Below are 16723 nucleotides of genomic sequence, written 5' to 3' on the forward strand. Positions count from 1 at the left end.
CTTGGCAATGGTCGAAATCACAGTGCGCGGGGCGGGGATATTCGGGCTGTCGGTCGCCTGGGCCTGCGCGCAGCGCGGGGCGGCTGTGCAGGTGGTGGATCCACACGGTCCAGCAGCAGGCAGCAGCGGCGGCGTCGTCGGCGCGCTGGCCCCGCATGTGCCGGAGAACTGGAACGCCAAGAAGGCCTTTCAACTGGACAGCCTGCTGATGGCCGAAGGGTTCTGGCGTGATGTCGAAGCCGCAGGCGGGGGGCGCAGCGGCTACATGCGCAGCGGTCGTTTGCAGCCGATTGCCGATGAAGCGGCATTGGGACTGGCGCGGGGCCGGGAAGATACCGCGCAGGCCCTTTGGGCCGCCCCTGCGATCTGGGAAGTGGTTCCCGCCGACAATTCCCCATGGCAACCGCCCTCTCCCACAGGGATGCTGATCCGCGATACGCTCAGCGCGTTGATCCACCCCCGTCAGGCCTGCGACGCGCTGGTGCGCGCCTTGGCTGCACAGGGTATTGAGGTGGTGCCGGATGCCCCTGAACGGGGCAGGACGCTTTGGGCAACGGGTGTGGCAGGTCTGACCGCGTTGAGCGCCAATCACCACCGTAGCATGGGAAACGGGGTCAAGGGCCAAGCGGCTTTGTTGCAGTTTGATGCAGCCGGTGCGGCGCAGATTTTTGCAGGTGGCGTGCACATCATCCCGCATCTGGATGGCACGGTCGGCGTCGGCTCCACATCAGAACGGGACTTTGACGCACCAGATACCACCGACGCCCAGCTTGACGATGTGATTGCGAAAGCCTGCGCCGCTGTGCCCGCACTAAGGGGTGCGCCCGTCCTTGCCCGCTGGGCAGGCGTGCGCCCCCGCGCGCGTAGCCGTGCCCCGATGCTGGGTGCATGGCCGGACCGGCCCGATCATTTCATTGCCAACGGGGGCTTCAAGATCGGCTTTGGCATGGCACCCAAGGTGGCACAGGTGATGGCAGACCTGATGCTGGAGGGGCGCGATGCCATCCCGAATGGGTTTCAGGTCGAGGACAACGTCTAGCCTCAGGGCCTTACATCACCTCCGCCGTTGCCGTCATGCACAGCCGCTCCTCCGGCCCTTCGACCCACAGATCAGTGCCGTCCTGACACAGCCAGACGGTTTCATGGTGCATCACGGGTGCCGTCGCCCGAAAGCTGAAAGCACTGAGTGTTCCGAGGTTTTCGGTTGCCATGATCATCAACCATTGCGCCAGCAGCGGCCCATGCACGATCAGCCCGTTGTAGCCTTCAACATCGCGGGCGTAGGCTTCATCATAATGAATGCGGTGCCCATTGAAGGTCAGCGCGGAATACCGAAACAGCAAGGTCTGGTTGAACCGCATTTCGCGCCGTTCTCTGGCGTCGAGGGTGACCTTTGGCGCAATGGGACGGGGCGCATCCACGTCCGGGTCAGCGCGGTAGACAAGATCCTGATGCTCCGTCAGGCACAGGGTGTCGCCTTGCGTGATGTGGTGGCGCAGGGTGACAAACGCCAGCGGGCCGGTGCGGCCCTCCTTGCGGATGTGGCGCGCGCAAATGCTGCGTTTGATCGCCGGTGTACCTGCGCGCAACGGTGCATGAAAGGCAAGCCGCCCACCTGCCCACATGCGCCGGGGCAATCCCAGATCGGGGATCAACCCGCCGACCTTGGGGTGGCCATCACGTCCCAGTTTGTCAGGCGGATGCGGTGTCCAGAAAAAGAGGTGGTGGAAGAAAGGCGGCAGCGTACTGCCCTCTGTCAGGGTGGGCGGGCGCCCCAGACTGACCAACAGCGCATTGGCGCGGGCGACATCAAGGGGGTCGCTTTGACACTCTTCAACGGGGGCGGCATTGTCCATAGCGTTGAGATAACGGAGGAGAGACAGATGCCGCAAGATATCTCTGTGCCTGCGGTGTTCGCACTTGACCATTTTGTACTGACCGTGGCGGATATTCCGACCACCGTACAATTCTATGAGAATATCCTCGGCTTGCAGCCCGAAGCCTTCACCACCGCAACGGGTGAAATACGGCAAGCCCTGCGGTTTGGACACTCCAAGATCAACCTGCACCAGCAGGGTCGGGAATTTGAGCCCAAGGCGGCCCATCCCACACCTGGCAGCGCGGATTTGTGTTTTCTGACGCGGTCACCATTGAACAAATGGGAGAAAAAGCTGGCCTCTTTCAACGTCGCCATCGAGGAAGGCCCGGTTCTGCGAACGGGTGCCTCCGGACCGCTGATGTCTCTCTACATCCGCGACCCGGATCAGAATCTGATCGAAATCAGTATCGCCGGTTAGATCAGCCCTCGCAGATCCTGCATCAATGCGGTAAGTTCCTTGACGTAGATCTCACCCGTGAGATGGCCGTTGTCATCAAAGGCGCTGCCGCTGCCCGCCAGATGGATCTCGGGCCCTTGCAGGATCACCGGGCGAAACGGCACCATGAAACCGCGCAGCACCATCTGCGCGCGCTCCCCTCCTGCCCGGCCTGCGGCGGCGGACATTACGGCAACAGGCTTGCCGCCCCAGGGTTTCACATCCGCCCTGCTGATCCAGTCGAGCGCGTTTTTCAAAGCCCCAGACGGGCCTTTGTTGTACTCCGGGGTGGAGATGATCACCGCATCCGCATCCGCGATCAGTTGCGCGGCCGCTGTCACCGCAGCAGGCACGCCAGAGACCGCTTCATCGTCGCCGTTGTAGAGCGGGAAATTGATGTCCGCGAGGGTGTAGTCGCAGTCACCGAAAAGCCGCGCTGCCTCTGCCAGCAGCATCGTATTGGTTGCGCCGCTGCGCAGGGAGCCGGAGATACCGACGAGTTTGGGAGTGCTCATGTCTGGGGGTCCATCCTTGGTTGATCTGCCCATAAAGTCGGTCGCATTGGTCAAAAAGCAAGAAACCCCCACCGATTGGCAGGGGCTTCTTCAAGGGATTGTCCGGCTCGGATCAGGCTGCGTTGGGCAGGATCACGATATCCACACGCCGGTTCTGCGCCTTGCCTTCCGGCGTCAGGTTGGTTGCAACAGGCTGGCTTTCACCGCGGCCGATGGCTTGCAGGCGGCTTTGGGGCACGCCGTTGGCAACCAGGATATTTGAGACGACAAAGGCGCGCTCTTCGGACAACTGCTGGTTATAGGCCGCATCACCGTCGCTGTCGGTGTGGCCGACGATCTGCAACGTGGAATTGGCGTAGACCTGCACGTTGTTTGCCAGCGCCTGCAAATCGTCACGGATGCTGGGCTGCACGGTGGTGCTGTCGGTGGCAAAGGTGATGTTCTGCGGCAGGCTGACAATCAGACGGTCGCCGGTGTTGGTGATCGTGACGTCACTGTCGAGCTGGCGACGCAGATCGGCTTCCTGCCGGTCCAGCGAATAGCCAACGCCGGCACCCAATGCGCCCCCGAGCACAGCACCTTTCAAAGCGCCATCGCCCCGGTCGCCATCGCTGGAGGTCAGCGCGCCCAACAGCGCACCCGCACCCGCGCCAATCAACGCGCCGTTCTTGGTTTTCTGGTTCGGATCACCGGGCTGTGCGACCAGCTGGCCGGGATCGGTGCATGCGCTGAGGCTCAGCGCGCCAGCGGTCAGAACCGCCAGTGTCAGTTTGGAAGAAATCATAGCTCTGCCTTCATGGATGTGGCCCCGTTCGGGCGAGGCGTCTTACTGCACAGACGTATATATGCACGCGTCCGGAAGTTTCACGGGGAAAATCACATCGGCAACATCTTGCCTGTTTCTGTCAGGCCTCGGCGCGGGCGGCCTCGAACGCGAGCATCGCGCGTTTGACGGGCAGACCCCAGTGATAGCCTCCCAAAGCGCCTGACTTGCGCAAGGCGCGGTGGCAGGGGATCAGCCAGCTGACCGGGTTGCGGCCCACAGCGGTGCCCACGGCCCGCACGGCCTTGGGGCTGCCGATGGCGGTGGCGATGTCGGAATAGGTGGTCACCTGCCCTGACGGGATGCGCAAAAGCGCTTCCCAGACCTTGATCTGGAACGGCGCCCCAATCAGGTAGAGAGGTGCCTTGTCCAGCGCGCCGTCCTGCGCGCCAAAAGCGGTCAGCACCCAGGGGCGCAGCATCATCGGGTCTTCGACGTAGTCTGCCTCCGGCCAGCGATTGTGCAAATCCGCCATCGCGGCGTCTTCGCCCGTTTCAGCGGCCAAAGCCAGGCCGCAGATGCCTTTTTCGGTGCCCATCACCAATGCAGGTCCAAAGGGGCTTTCAAACCAGCCCCAGTAGATCGTCAGCCCGGCGCCTTTCTGGGCGTAACTGCCGGGGCTCATCGCTTCCCACCGCAGGAAAAGATCATGCAGGCGGCCGGTGCCTGACAGCCCCACTTCGTGGGCGGCTTCCAGCGTTGTGGCGCTTTTGGACAGCATGTCCTTGGCCTGCCCCAGCATCAGATACTGCTGGTAGCGTTTGGGAGAAACGCCGACCCAGCGGCTGAACAGGCGTTGGAAATGCGCAGGCGACATGTCCATGTGCCGGGCGATGTCCTCCAGCGTCATGGGGTCTTCGGCATGGTCCAGCAGGTCAATCGCGCGGCGCATGACGGCGTAGTGATAGCCGTCGCTTTCGGGGATGGGAGCGTTGTGTGTCATGGGGGCAATCTAGGCAGCCAAGGGGGGGCAGGCGACCCGAAACTTGCGCCTTTTGTTTTGGGTTAGTGTGTGTGGCAGGCGAAGCCGCCGCCACGGGGGGCGGCGGGATGAGGGCTGTCTGCCCTCATACTCCCGAGGTTTTTAGACCCATTTGGAAGGGGATTGTGAGGGGCGGTGTTTTGTTGTGACGGTTTGGGCATGCGGCGGAGGGGGTCTTGCCCCTTGGGGCCAAGTTGCGCATACCCGGATCATGGCAAAGCAACGCGATTATCATACCATTCGAGAGATCTTTACCCGGTTTCATGCGGCGGACCCTGAACCGAAGGGAGAATTGGAACATGTGAATGTGTATACGCTGGTTGTTGCTGTTGCCCTGAGTGCGCAGGCGACGGACGCAGGGGTGAACAAGGCCACGCGGGCGTTGTTTCAGGTGGCCGATACACCACAGAAGATGCTCGATCTGGGACTTGAAGGGCTGACGGAGCATATCAAGACGATTGGTCTCTTCCGTCAAAAGGCCAAGAACGTGATGAAGTTGAGCCAGATTCTGGTGGATGACTATGGCGGGGTTGTGCCCAACTCGCGGGCGGCCTTGCAATCGCTGCCCGGTGTGGGGCGCAAGACGGCCAACGTGGTGTTGAACATGTGGTGGCAGCAGCCGGCGCAGGCGGTGGACACGCATATCTTCCGTGTCGGCAACCGGACGGGGATTGCCCCCGGCAAGACCGTGGACGCCGTGGAGCGGGCCATTGAGGACAACATTCCGGCCGATTTCCAGCTGCATGCGCATCACTGGCTGATCCTGCACGGCCGCTATCACTGCAAGGCGCGCAAACCTTTGTGCAAGACTTGCATTATAAACGATCTCTGCCCTTTTGAGGAAAAGACCTAATGACCAAAACCTATGACCTTGTTGGCATCGGCAACGCTGTTGTCGATGTGATTACCCAGTGTGACGACAGTTTCCTGGATCTGATGGGGATCGAGAAAGGCATCATGCAGCTGATCGAGCAGGATCGGGGTGAGACGCTTTATGCCGCAATGAACGACCGGGTGCAGACGCCGGGCGGGGCTGTGGCCAATACCATTGCGGGGGCAGGCGCCCTGGGGATGGAAGCGGCGTTCATTGGGCGGGTGCGCGATGATGCACTGGGGCGGTTTTACGCGGATGCGATGACGGATCATGGCATTGGCTTTCCGAACGCGCCTGTCGCGGAGGCGGATTTGCCGACTTCGCGCAGTATGATCTTTGTCACTCCCGATGGGGAGCGGTCGATGAACACCTATCTGGGGGTGTCGACGGGACTGAGCTCTGCGGATGTGTCGCAGGAAGTGGCTTCCAATGCCAAGCTGATGTTCCTTGAAGGATATCTGTTTGATCAGGACGCAGGCAAAACCGCGTTTCGGGAAGCCGCGCGGGCGGCGACGGCGGGGGGAGGCATTGCCGGCATTGCCATTTCCGATCCATTTTGTGTGGAGCGGCACCGGGATGATTTCCTGTCGCTGATCAAGAACGACCTTGGCTATGTCATCGGGAACGAGGCGGAGGTGAAATCGCTGTTCGAGACTGACGATCTTGAGGCCGCGTTGTCGAGGACGGCGGACATCTGTCCTATCGTGGTCTGCACCCGCTCTGGCGACGGGGTGATCCTGATCCGCGATGGCGCACGTGTTCATGTGCCGGTGACCCCGGTCACGCCGGTGGATGCCACCGGCGCAGGGGATCAATTCGCCGCCGGTTTCCTCTATGGTTTGTCGCACGGTGCGGATCTGGAGACCTGCGGGCGGATGGGCAATCTGTGCGCAGGCGAAGTCATTGGCCATATCGGGCCGCGGCCAAAGAAGAACATGCTGGCGGCGTTCAAGGCCGAAGGCCTGATCTAGCCGATGCTGACCAACGGCCTGCATGACCTGCCCAAAGGCAAAGTGCCCACAATCGTGACGCATCTTGAGATGACGGCTCCGGCGCCAACGCGCGGCCATCCCGCCCCTGACGGGATCACATTTGAGGACGGGGCGCGGGATGTCTCATGGTACCGCGATGTTTTTGACCGCGTGGGCCGGCCCTGGATGTGGTTCGGGCGGCGGGTGCTGTCGGACGGGGATTTGCTGGCGATCCTGTCCGATCCCCGGGTGGCCCTCTATACGCTGCGCATGGACGGGCGGGACGAGGCGCTGCTGGAACTTGATTTCCGCCAGAGCGGTGAATGCGAGCTTGCCTATTTCGGCCTGACCCCTGCGCTGATCGGGACGGGCGCGGGGCGATATCTGATGGATCACGCGATCAGGCTGGCCTGGGCGCAGGACATCACCCGCTTTCATGTGCACACCTGCACCTTCGACAGTCAGCAGGCGCTGGCCTTCTACATCCGCAGCGGCTTCACCCCCTACAAACAACAGGTTGAGATCGAAGACGATCCGCGCCTGACGGGCGTGCTGCCCCGTGATGTGGGATCCCATATCCCACTGCTTGAAGGTTAGGCCAGTTCTTCCTCGAAAGCCTTGAGCACCGCGACATAGACGTCGCGCTTGAAGGGGACGATGTTCTCAACCAGCTCATACACCGGCATCCAGCGCCAGGTGGAGAACTCCTGATGCTCGGTTTCGATATTGACCTGATCGTCGGTCCCGTTGAAGCGCAGCAGGAACCATTTCTGCTCCTGCCCGCGGAAGCGGCCTTTCCACAACTTGGCCACCAGATCATGCGGCAGATCATAGGGCAGCCATTGCTCGGTCTCGGCCACGACTTCTACCAGATCGGGGCTGATGCCGGTTTCCTCTCCCAACTCCCGCAGGGCGGCCTGCACAGGCGTTTCACCGGGATCAACACCGCCCTGCGGCATCTGCCAGGCGTCGTAGTTGCGATCGGTCCGCTGACCGACAAAGACCTCGCCTTCGGCGTTCAGCACCATCACGCCAACGCAGGGGCGGTAGGGGAGTTTGGCGATCTCTTCGGGGGTCATGAGGCGGCTCCTTTGCTGCGGCTGGAGCGCCCTAGCACGAAAGCCTGCCGCTCAAAAGGTGGTCGTGCGCCGGGGGCGCGTTATCTTGGCGCTCAGAACCGAGGTGACGCGGCGTTTCGCGTGACTTACCCTGCGACCTGCGGTGTGGTCCCGCAACTGATTTTCGGCAGACAAGGAAACCCCATCATGTCCACCTATCCCCATATGCTCGCCCCGCTGGATCTGGGCTTCACCACATTGAAGAACCGTGTGTTGATGGGGTCGATGCACACCGGGCTGGAAGAAACACAGGACTGGAACCGGGTGGCAGAATTTTATGCGACCCGAGCGCGGGGCGAAGTCGGTTTGATGGTCACGGGTGGCATCGGGCCGAACCCGGAAGGGTCGGTGGCGCATGGGGCCGCGATGATGGTCAGCGACACGGATGTGGAGAACCATGCGGTCATCACATCCCGTGTGCATGAAGCGGGCGGCAAGATCGCGATGCAGATCCTGCATGCGGGCCGCTATGCGTTTTCGCCTGAGTGCGTCGCGCCCTCTGCGATCAAATCGCCCATCTCGATGTTTGCCCCCAAGGAACTGGACGAAGAAGGCATCGAAAAGCAGATCACGGATATCGTTGCCTGTGCCAGCCGCGCCAAGCAGGCGGGCTATGACGGGGTCGAGGTGATGGGGTCGGAAGGGTATTTCATCAATCAGTTCCTTGTCACCCATACCAACAAACGCACCGATCGCTGGGGCGGGTCTTATGAGAACCGGATGCGCCTGCCGATTGAGATCGTCAAACGTGTGCGCGCGGCCGTGGGCGAAGATTTCATCATCATCTACCGTTTGTCGATGATTGATCTGGTGCCCAATGGGTCGACCTATGACGAGGTCGCGCAACTGGCGGTGGAGATTGAAAAGGCAGGGGCCACGATCATCAACACCGGCATTGGCTGGCATGAGGCGCGCATTCCGACGATTGCGACTTCCGTGCCGCGCGCGGCGTTTAGCTGGGTCACCAAGAAGCTGATGGGCAAGGTGGGCATTCCGCTGATCACCTCGAACCGGATCAATACACCCGAAGTGGCAGAAGAAGTATTGGCCGATGGCTGCGCCGATATGGTCAGCCTTGCCCGGCCCATGTTGGCGGATGCGGATTTCGTCAAGAAGGCGATGGAAGGCAAGTCCAAGCAGATCGCGCCCTGTATTGCCTGCAATCAGGCCTGTCTTGATCATACATTTGGGGGCAAGATCTCTAGTTGCCTGGTGAACCCGCGTGCCTGTTATGAAACAGAGCTGACGCTGGAGCCTGTGGCAGTGGCCAAAACAATTGCGGTTGTCGGTGCGGGCCCTGCGGGGCTGTCCATGGCTTTGGCCGCTGCGGAGCGGGGCCATACCGTCACCGTCTTTGACCGCGCGTCAGAGATTGGCGGTCAGCTGAACCTCGCCAAACAGGTTGCGGGCAAGGAAGAATTCTGGGGCTTTGTCGATTGGTATCGCACCATGGTCGCGGAAATGGGTGTGACCGTGAAGCTGAACACCGAAGTGTCAGCCAATGATCTGGATGGCTTTGACGAGGTGATCATTGCCACCGGCGTTGTGCCCCGTGATCCGCAGATACCCGGTCAGAACACGGGCAACGTCGTCAGCTATATTGATGTGCTCAATGGCACGGCTGACGTAGGCCAGCGTGTGGCGGTCATCGGCGCGGGCGGCATTGGTTTTGATGTGTCCGAACATCTGGTCCATGACGGCGACAGCACCACGTTGAACCTGCCCGAGTGGATGAAGGAATGGGGCGTTTCTGATCCGGAGGAACACCGCGCGGGTCTGGCCCCCGAAGGGCCGCAACCCCATGCGCCTGCGCGTGAGATCACGATGTTGCAGCGCAAGACCTCCAAGGTCGGCAAGGGGCTGGGCAAGACAACCGGCTGGATTCACCGCGCGTCGCTGACGATGAAGAACGTCAAGATGATCGCGGGCGTGAACTATGAGAAGATCGACGCAGAGGGGCTGCACATCTCCTTTGGGGACACGAAAGAGAACCCCACGCTGATCGAAGCGGACACGATTGTGCTCTGCGCTGGCCAACTCTCTGACCGTTCGCTCGCCGATGCGCTGGAAGCCAAGGGCAAGACCTGCCATGTGATCGGCGGTGCCGATGTGGCAGCCGAGCTGGACGCCAAACGCGCGATTGATCAGGGCACACGGCTGGCGGCAACGCTGTAACAAACCCTGCGGGCTGCCCCTGAGGCGGGCCGCATCTTGCCGCACCATCTGCCGCAATTTTCTGCCGTAATGGCAAACCGGTGTTCTCAACCCGGCAACAAAACCGCGTTGCCGGGGACGTTGGTGCATGTCCGAAAGGGTGAGGCCCGCTAAACCCATGGAAACACACCGTTCCCATGTTTCCATGCCATGAACGATCCCCGTAATTACCTTGCAACTGTCTTAGACGTGCCCCCTTCCTGCCTGATTTGGCCGCGATACCGATCCTCGAACAAAGTTGTGAAGGGACCAAGTATGGACCGCCTTACGGAAATGGAAGCATTCGCCACTGTGGTGGATCAGGGTGGGTTTACGGATGCCGCCAAGAAGATGGGTATCTCGAAATCTGCCGTGTCCAAGCACGTGTCGTCGCTCGAAGCCCGTCTTGGTGCGCGCCTGCTGAACCGGACCACCCGCCGGGTGTCTCCGACAGAGATTGGTCTGGCCTATTACGACCGCGCTCGCCGTGTGTTGAATGACGCAGGCGAAGCCGATGCGCTGGTCACGTCGATGCAATCAGCCCCGTCAGGGTTGCTGCGCATCTCTGTGGCGACGGATTTCGGGGTCAACCACCTGTCCCCCGCGCTGTCAGACTTCCTGAGCGACTTCCCCGACATCACCGTCAACATGGTCCTGAACAACCGCTATGTTGAATTGATCTCGGAAGGGTTTGACATGGCTGTGCGCATCGGGGAGCTGGAAGACAGCACCCTGCGCGCCCGTAAGCTGACTGAGACAACCAAACGCATGATCGCCAGCCCGAAGTATTTCGAAGAATACGGTCGGCCTGAGAAGATCGACGATCTGAACGATCACAAACTTCTGCACTATTCCAACCAATCCAGCGGCAACGTGTGGAAACTGACGGCACCCTCGGGTGAGAAACGTCAGGTCCGTACCGCCGGTTGGCTTTCCGTGAATGACGGGCAATCTTTGCTGAACGCGGCCATCTCTGGCCTTGGCATCGCTTACCTGCCCAGCTTCCTCTACGCCGAAGCAATGGAAAACGGGCTTGTCGAGGATGCGATCCCCGATCTGCCGCTTGAGACCCAAGGCATCTATGCCGTCTATCCACCGGGCCGGTTCACCCAGCCCAAGGTACGCGCCTTTATCGACTTTCTGGTCCACGCCTTTGCGGACAAGGGACCCAGCGACTGGTAACGAGTGTATTCCCCCATGGTCCGGGTCATTGTTCTTGACCCGCTTGCCCGGCATCCCCCCAGATGTCGGGCACTTTTTATTCAGTGGTGCGGAGAATGACGACCTCAACCCGGCGGTTGGCATCGCGGCCTGCGGCGTCCAGATTACTGGCAAGGGGGGCAAGATACCCCATACCTTCGGCTTCCATCTGTGCGGGCGGGACGCCATAGACTTCAATCAGATGCTGCCGCACGGCCTGCGCGCGTCGACGGGACAGGCTGATGTTGCCCTCAAGACTGCCAACGCTGTCGGTGTGCCCTACCAGCGCAACGGTCAGGTCCGGACGGGACTTGAGGAAATCAGACAGGCGGTCCAGCGTCTCAAACGGTCCCTGCCCCAATGCGGCAGCACCGGTTTCGAAATCCAGCGCCTCCAGCACCACATGGCCCCGCGCCAGCAGCGTCTGCCCCAGATTGCCTGAGGACAGTGGCGCGCCGGAAGGTGTGGTCGGGGAGGCCGTGACCGTTGTGGCCGCGCCGTTACCATCAGCCCCCGCATGAATGATCTGCACATAGGCCACCCCGGCAGATGTGCTGGCAATGATGCTGACCACATCCCCCACACCCTGCCGGGCCGTGATGACGTGGTAGGCGCGGATATTGACATACATATTCGGTGCGGGCAGCACCTCGGTCGCGAAGCGAAAATCAAACCCGCCGCAGGCGTCTGCGGTGCAATCCAGCAGCACTTCGAACCCGGCAGCCTGCAATTGCTCCCGCAGCGGGGCGAGCACTTGCAGCGGGGTTTGTCCCGGCGCATCCAGCCGCCATGCGGCCCGGCGCACTGCGCCTTCAACGCTCAACGTCTCCACAGCGCCTTCTGCAAAGGGGCTGACCGGCGCGGCGTAGCGGTCCAGATCGGTGTTGCGCTCCGCCAACAGCAGAGCCGGGGCAGGCAACGACAGTTCAAGTGCAGCCAGCGGTGTGGCAGCCATCAACACTCCAAGCGCGGCACCCGCGCGGATCATCGCGCCTGTGCGTGGTATTCAGGGTTGGGCCGCATGTCAGTGCCGCTGGCCACCCGGTTGGTCATGTTGAAAAATCCCGTCACACTGGCAATGTCCCAGATGTCACGGTCACTGAACCCATGCGCGCGCAACACTTCGCGGTCCGCTTCCACCACGCTGGCGCTTTCGCGGGTCAGCTTCAGCGCATAGTCCAGCATCGCCATCTGGCGCGCGTCGATGGGCGCAACTTTGTAATTCATCACCAGCGCCTCCCCCAACGCCGGGTTGCCTGAGAGTTGCCGGACCGCCGCACCATGGGCAACAAGGCAGTAGTAACACTTGTTGTGCGACGACACCGCGACGGCGATCATCTCCCGCTCCAGCTTGGTCAGCGCGCTGTCGCTCAGCATCAGGTCGTTATACATCGCGGTGAAGGCGTTCAGCTTTTCAACATCAAACGCATAGGCGCGCAGCACATTGGGGATCATGCCCAGCTTGTCCTGACAGACGTCAAAATACTTCTGCGTCGCTTCAGGCAGTGGATCTACCTGTGGCAAGTTCAAGGCGGTAGGCATGTCATGGGCCATCAGGGCTTCCTCAAGTTTGGGTTAACGCCCGGTAATGATACCGTCCGACTTCGGCAAAGCCCAGCGCGCGATAGAGGGCATTGGCAGGCGCGTTGTCCGCCACACACAGAACGGTCATCACCGTGGCACCCTGTTCCTGTGCCCAGAACGCCGCGCGGCGCATGATCCACTCCGCGACACCCTGCCGCCGTTGATCCGGCAGGACCACAAGACCATGCACCATGCAGACTTCCTGATCGACAGCCGCAAAGGCGGCGCCGGCGGGCTTGTCATTCCAGCGGCCAAAGACACCGACCTTGATATGGGCCCGCGCCATCACCGCGTGGCGGCCTGGACCGATCCCATCGGTGGCCCAGATATCGTTCATGATCGCCAGCGGCTCCCAGATGGTGAAGGCCGTGACGCTGGGGATAGGTTTGTCCGTCAATGCGGCGATCGGCAGATGATACATCACCGTTTCATCCCGCCGGATGTAGCCGCGGGCCTCCAGCATCGCGTCGAACGCATCATCACCGGGACGCAGCTGAAACAAGGGCGTCTGATCCATGTGACGCATCGCCTGCTCGGCCGCGTCGATCTGCGCCTGTGTTACCGGGCCAAGCGCGGTGGCCGAGGATACCCGTTGCCCTCCGCCCTGCCCTTCGCGCAGCCGGAAACCGTCTGCATCGCGGGCCGACGCCGGGGGCCATGTTGCCTCCATCGCGCGCAGGATGCGATCTGGGGTCACGCGAATGACGCCCGCAGATCGGCCATGGCCGCTTCGACCATTCCCGCGTCCTGACCGCGCACCACCAGATTGGCGCCGTAGATGCCGTCTTTCTGAAAGGGATAGGACCCCAGCGACAGCAGCGGATACCGCTCTGCGACCACGCCCAGCGGTCCGGCCAGATCGCCCTCGCCGCGTTCAACGCGCAGGGTGTCGCTGATCAGGGGATCGCCCCCGGTAAGCGTCGGCAGGATGGACGCAACCATCGCCTCAAATACCGCAGGCACGCCTGCCATGACATGCACGTTGTCCAGGGTGAAGCCCGGTGCTGCGGAAACCGGATTGTCGATCAATGCGGCACCATCGGGGATCCGCGCCATGCGAAGACGCGCCGCGTTCAGCTCGGTCCCGGCTTTGTCGTAATGCGCAGCCAGAATGGCGCGGGCGTCTTCGCGCACGTCAATGGACCGCCCAAAGGCCGCAGCAATGCAATCGGCGGTGATGTCATCATGTGTCGGGCCAATGCCGCCGCTGGTGAACACATTGTCATAGGCCTTTGCCAGCGCCTGCACCGCAGCGATGATCGTCGCCTTCTCGTCCCCCACCACACGCGCTTCTTTCAGATCAATCCCGGCAGCCGTCAGGGATTTGGCCAGATGGTTGGTGTTGGAATCCCGCGTGCGCCCTGACAGGATCTCATCCCCGATCACAAGCATGGCGGCAGTGGGATTTGGCATGGGTCTCTCCTTGAGCACGGGCAGTCTTGGGTATAGGCCGGGACCCATGCGCTTTCAAACCGAACTTGTGCCCGCCCGCCTGATCCGCCGCTACAAACGCTTTCTGGCCGATTGCACGCTGGAGGATGGCCGGGAAGTGGTTGCCCATTGCGCCAATCCCGGTTCGATGATGGGGCTGGCTCTGGAAGGCAGCAAGATCTGGCTGGAGCCGAATGATGATCCGAAGAAAAAGCTGAAATACGGCTGGCGGTTGGTGGACCATGAGAACGGGCATTTCACCGGCGTTGATACGGCATTGCCGAACCGGGCCGTCCGGGCCGCGCTTGAAGCGCGGCAGATTGATTTGCTGGCCGCCTATGATCAGGTGCGGGCAGAGGTAAAATATGCCGAGACCTCGCGCATCGACTTTCTGCTGAGCGCGGACGGCCAGCCGGACGCCTATGTTGAGGTCAAAAGCGTCACGCTGTCACGCCAGCCCGGTCTGGCCGAATTCCCCGACAGTGTCACGGCCCGGGGGGCGAAACATCTGGGCGCATTGGCGCAGATGGCTCAGGCAGGGCACCGCGCGGTGCTGCTTTATCTTGTACAGCGGACAGATTGTACCCATGTGGTGATGGCGCGCGACATCGACCCCGCCTATGCTGACGCGCATGACGCTGCGACCGCAGCGGGCGTGGAGACATTGTGCCTTGGCACGACGATCACCCCGCAGGAGATACGCATTGCAGCCCCACTGGCCCTTGGGCGCCCGGCGCGGTAAAGAAGGCCAACGAACGATGGAGAACCCGGTGAACGATCTGCACCCCGCCCGCACCACGAAGGATGGTATCCGCATTTATGACCCGGCTGATTTTGCCGGGATGCACGCCGCCGGTCGGCTTGCCGCGACCATCCTCGATGAGGTCGCGCCTCATGTGGTGCCCGGCGTGACCACCGGCGCGCTTGACCAGATGATCGAAGATCAGGTGAACGCCGCTGGCGCAAAGTCGGCCACCATCGGGTACAAGGGGTACAAACATGCCTCCTGTATTTCCGTGAACCACGTGGTCTGCCACGGCATTCCCAGCGACAAGAAACTCAAGGATGGGGACATCCTGAATATCGACGTGACCGTGATCGTCGATGGCTGGTACGGCGATACCTCGCGGATGTATGTCGCAGGCAAGCTCGCCCGCAAGGCGGAGCGGTTGATTGAGGTGACCCACGACAGCCTGATGCGCGGGATTGCAGCGGTGAAACCCGGCAATACCTTTGGCGACATCGGGCACGCCATCCAGAGCTTTGTGGAAAGCCACCGCATGTCAGTCGTCACCGACTTCTGCGGGCATGGTCTGGGCCGCGTGTTCCACGCACCACCCAACGTACTGCACTACGGCAAACCGGGTGTGGGCGCGGTGTTGGAACCGGGGATGTTTTTCACGATTGAGCCCATGGTGAACCTTGGTCGGGCTGAGACGAAAACCCTGTCTGACGACTGGACCGCCGTGACCCGCGACAAATCCCTGTCCGCCCAGTATGAGCATTCCGTCGGCGTGACCGAAGACGGGGTGGAGATTTTCACGCTGTCGCCCGCGGGCAAGTTCCACCCGACCTACGGCAGCTGATCACCCTCTTTCGGTGCCGCTTGCATCATCCGTTTCATCAGCAGTGACAAGACCGTCTCACCGCCCAACGGGGTGACGCAGTCGGAGATCAAAACCGGCGCGCCAAAGGGCTGCGGTTTGGGCAATGGCACCGACGGCGCGGGGCGGCTGCGCGCAATGCGCGGAATGGCGATGTAAGAGGCATCGGTCATGCCCAAGTGATATACCCCGCTGGCGATTTTACAAAACACATTGACAGGCGTTCATTATGTAATAATGTAATTACATGTTTACCAATGAAGATATGGATTCGGTATTTCAGGCCCTCGCCCATGAAACCCGGCGTGCGATCCTTGACCGGTTGCGCGACAAGCCGGGGCTGGCGGTGGGTGAATTGGCGGCCAGCTTTGACGTCACGCGCATTGCAGTGATGAACCACCTGACGGTGCTGACAAACGCGGGCCTGATCACCAGCCAGAAAGACGGGCGCACGCGGCGGCTGTACCTCAATGCCATGCCCCTTCAGCTGATCTATGAGCGGTGGATTGACAGCTACTCCGCCCATTGGCTCGACCGGATGAGCCTGATCAAACAGACCGCGGAAGCGGTCGCTCAAAAAAGCGGAAAGACCTGATGACACCTGCCCCAAAATCCATCCAGCGCACCTTTATCGAAGCTCCCATCGAAACCGTCTGGGCCACACTGGTGGCCACCGACAAACCGCTGCCGTTCTTCTTTGGCGCGGTCTGTGATACGACCGATGGCCTGAAACCCGGCGCCAAAATGCGCATGGTCCACCCCAACGGCAAGATCGCCATGGTCGTGGGGGAGGTCCTGACCTTTGAACCGCCCCACCGCTACGCGCATACGTTTCAGATGACCAACATTGATGAACCGCCCTGCGTTGTGACCTATGAACTGGTGGAGAAAGACGGCGGCACGGAATTCAGCCTGATCATCGGCGATGCGGTTGCGGGCAGCAAGTTGCACAAGGAAATGGTGGGCGCGCAGGGCTATATCGCCAAGAACATCAAAGCGGTGGCCGAGACGGGCAAGCCTGCGTTCAGCGGGCGGATGGTGACCCTGATGTCGCCGGTGATTGCGCTGATGTCCAAGTCCAAACAGCGGATTGAGCATTGGCCACTTTGAAGC

21 protein-coding genes are annotated in these 16723 nt (G+C 61.4%); 11 read left to right on the top strand and 10 right to left on the bottom strand.

Features of this window, described 5'->3' with window-relative positions:
- Positions 1–7 precede the first annotated feature (7 nt).
- Positions 8–1039 carry an FAD-binding oxidoreductase gene (locus tag Q1A91_RS10760; RefSeq protein WP_299876614.1) on the top strand — a complete coding sequence of 344 codons (1032 nt, stop codon included), beginning with the start codon at positions 8–10 and terminating at the stop codon, positions 1037–1039.
- Positions 1040–1049: 10 nt separating this feature from the next.
- Here Q1A91_RS10760 and Q1A91_RS10765 read toward each other — a convergent pair whose 3' ends face one another.
- On the bottom strand, positions 1050–1856 hold the full coding sequence (locus tag Q1A91_RS10765) for an acyl dehydratase (protein ID WP_299876616.1): 807 nt from the start codon (positions 1854–1856) through the stop codon (positions 1050–1052).
- 27 nt (positions 1857–1883) lie between these two features.
- Between Q1A91_RS10765 and Q1A91_RS10770 the strand changes: the two genes are divergently transcribed.
- Positions 1884–2297, top strand: coding sequence for a VOC family protein (locus Q1A91_RS10770; protein WP_299876618.1), 414 nt, complete (start codon positions 1884–1886; stop codon positions 2295–2297).
- Here the strand turns inward: Q1A91_RS10770 and Q1A91_RS10775 are convergent.
- From Q1A91_RS10775 to Q1A91_RS10785, 3 genes are all read right to left on the bottom strand, one after another.
- The gene (locus Q1A91_RS10775; protein ID WP_299876620.1) at positions 2294–2830 is read right to left on the bottom strand and encodes an NADPH-dependent FMN reductase; all 537 of its coding nucleotides are present in this window, start codon (positions 2828–2830) and stop codon (positions 2294–2296) included. The genes Q1A91_RS10770 and Q1A91_RS10775 overlap by 4 nt on opposite strands.
- A 112-nt stretch (positions 2831–2942) precedes the next feature.
- A complete protein-coding gene (locus Q1A91_RS10780) occupies positions 2943–3614 on the bottom strand; it encodes an OmpA family protein (RefSeq protein WP_299876622.1) in 672 nt (223 codons plus the stop codon).
- Positions 3615–3735: 121 nt separating this feature from the next.
- Positions 3736–4596 carry a bifunctional helix-turn-helix domain-containing protein/methylated-DNA--[protein]-cysteine S-methyltransferase gene (locus tag Q1A91_RS10785; RefSeq protein WP_299876624.1) on the bottom strand — a complete coding sequence of 287 codons (861 nt, stop codon included), beginning with the start codon at positions 4594–4596 and terminating at the stop codon, positions 3736–3738.
- A gap of 250 nt (positions 4597–4846) precedes the next feature.
- Between Q1A91_RS10785 and nth the strand changes: the two genes are divergently transcribed.
- Genes nth through Q1A91_RS10800 form a run of 3 tightly spaced genes read left to right on the top strand, consistent with a single transcriptional unit; the run spans position 4847 to position 7077 of the window.
- Positions 4847–5488: an endonuclease III gene (nth, locus tag Q1A91_RS10790; protein WP_299876627.1), complete on the top strand. Its 642-nt coding sequence runs from the start codon at positions 4847–4849 to the stop codon at positions 5486–5488.
- Positions 5488–6480: an adenosine kinase gene (locus Q1A91_RS10795; protein ID WP_299876629.1), complete on the top strand. Its 993-nt coding sequence runs from the start codon at positions 5488–5490 to the stop codon at positions 6478–6480. The genes nth and Q1A91_RS10795 overlap by 1 nt, the downstream gene beginning before the upstream one ends.
- A gap of 3 nt (positions 6481–6483) precedes the next feature.
- Positions 6484–7077 carry an N-acetyltransferase gene (locus Q1A91_RS10800; protein ID WP_299876631.1) on the top strand — a complete coding sequence of 198 codons (594 nt, stop codon included), beginning with the start codon at positions 6484–6486 and terminating at the stop codon, positions 7075–7077.
- On the opposite strand, the gene Q1A91_RS10805 is transcribed toward Q1A91_RS10800, so the two are convergent.
- Positions 7074–7559 (bottom strand): RNA pyrophosphohydrolase, encoded by a 486-nt coding sequence (locus Q1A91_RS10805; protein ID WP_299876633.1) that lies wholly within the window; start codon positions 7557–7559, stop codon positions 7074–7076. The genes Q1A91_RS10800 and Q1A91_RS10805 overlap by 4 nt on opposite strands.
- Positions 7560–7745: 186 nt before the next feature.
- On the opposite strand from Q1A91_RS10805, the gene Q1A91_RS10810 reads away from it, so the two are divergent.
- Both Q1A91_RS10810 and Q1A91_RS10815 read left to right on the top strand, forming a co-directional pair.
- Entirely contained in the window at positions 7746–9773 is a 2028-nt protein-coding gene (locus Q1A91_RS10810) for an NADPH-dependent 2,4-dienoyl-CoA reductase (RefSeq protein ID WP_299876634.1), read from the top strand.
- Between the two features lie 294 nt (positions 9774–10067).
- Positions 10068–10973: a LysR family transcriptional regulator gene (locus Q1A91_RS10815; RefSeq protein ID WP_299876636.1), complete on the top strand. Its 906-nt coding sequence runs from the start codon at positions 10068–10070 to the stop codon at positions 10971–10973.
- A 76-nt stretch (positions 10974–11049) separates the two neighbouring features.
- On the opposite strand, the gene Q1A91_RS10820 is transcribed toward Q1A91_RS10815, so the two are convergent.
- The 4 genes from Q1A91_RS10820 to Q1A91_RS10835 are packed head-to-tail and all read right to left on the bottom strand — an operon-like array spanning position 11050 to position 13988.
- A complete protein-coding gene (locus Q1A91_RS10820) occupies positions 11050–11979 on the bottom strand; it encodes an OmpA family protein (protein ID WP_299876638.1) in 930 nt (309 codons plus the stop codon).
- Positions 11976–12545: a peroxidase-related enzyme gene (locus Q1A91_RS10825; RefSeq protein WP_299876640.1), complete on the bottom strand. Its 570-nt coding sequence runs from the start codon at positions 12543–12545 to the stop codon at positions 11976–11978. The genes Q1A91_RS10820 and Q1A91_RS10825 overlap by 4 nt, the downstream gene beginning before the upstream one ends.
- Before the next feature lie 10 nt (positions 12546–12555).
- On the bottom strand, positions 12556–13272 hold the full coding sequence (locus Q1A91_RS10830; RefSeq protein ID WP_299876642.1) for a GNAT family N-acetyltransferase: 717 nt from the start codon (positions 13270–13272) through the stop codon (positions 12556–12558).
- Entirely contained in the window at positions 13269–13988 is a 720-nt protein-coding gene (locus tag Q1A91_RS10835; RefSeq protein WP_299876644.1) for a molybdopterin-binding protein, read from the bottom strand. The genes Q1A91_RS10830 and Q1A91_RS10835 overlap by 4 nt, the downstream gene beginning before the upstream one ends.
- 46 nt (positions 13989–14034) lie before the next feature.
- Here Q1A91_RS10835 and sfsA point away from each other — a divergent pair, with 46 nt between their 5' ends.
- Both sfsA and map read left to right on the top strand, forming a co-directional pair.
- The gene (gene sfsA, locus Q1A91_RS10840) at positions 14035–14748 is read left to right on the top strand and encodes a DNA/RNA nuclease SfsA (RefSeq protein WP_299876645.1); all 714 of its coding nucleotides are present in this window, start codon (positions 14035–14037) and stop codon (positions 14746–14748) included.
- Between the two features lie 28 nt (positions 14749–14776).
- On the top strand, positions 14777–15592 hold the full coding sequence (gene map, locus Q1A91_RS10845; protein WP_299876647.1) for a type I methionyl aminopeptidase: 816 nt from the start codon (positions 14777–14779) through the stop codon (positions 15590–15592).
- On the opposite strand, the gene Q1A91_RS10850 is transcribed toward map, so the two are convergent.
- Positions 15580–15783 carry a hypothetical protein gene (locus Q1A91_RS10850; RefSeq protein WP_299876650.1) on the bottom strand — a complete coding sequence of 68 codons (204 nt, stop codon included), beginning with the start codon at positions 15781–15783 and terminating at the stop codon, positions 15580–15582. The genes map and Q1A91_RS10850 overlap by 13 nt on opposite strands.
- Before the next feature lie 92 nt (positions 15784–15875).
- Here Q1A91_RS10850 and Q1A91_RS10855 point away from each other — a divergent pair, with 92 nt between their 5' ends.
- Complete coding sequence (locus tag Q1A91_RS10855; protein ID WP_299876652.1) at positions 15876–16205, top strand: helix-turn-helix transcriptional regulator; 330 nt, start codon at positions 15876–15878, stop codon at positions 16203–16205.
- A complete protein-coding gene (locus Q1A91_RS10860; protein ID WP_299876655.1) occupies positions 16205–16720 on the top strand; it encodes an SRPBCC domain-containing protein in 516 nt (171 codons plus the stop codon). Before Q1A91_RS10855 ends, Q1A91_RS10860 begins: the two co-directional genes overlap by 1 nt.
- Positions 16721–16723: the final 3 nt, after the last annotated feature.

This window comes from uncultured Sulfitobacter sp., from assembly GCF_947500075.1.
Classification (GTDB): domain Bacteria; phylum Pseudomonadota; class Alphaproteobacteria; order Rhodobacterales; family Rhodobacteraceae; genus Sulfitobacter.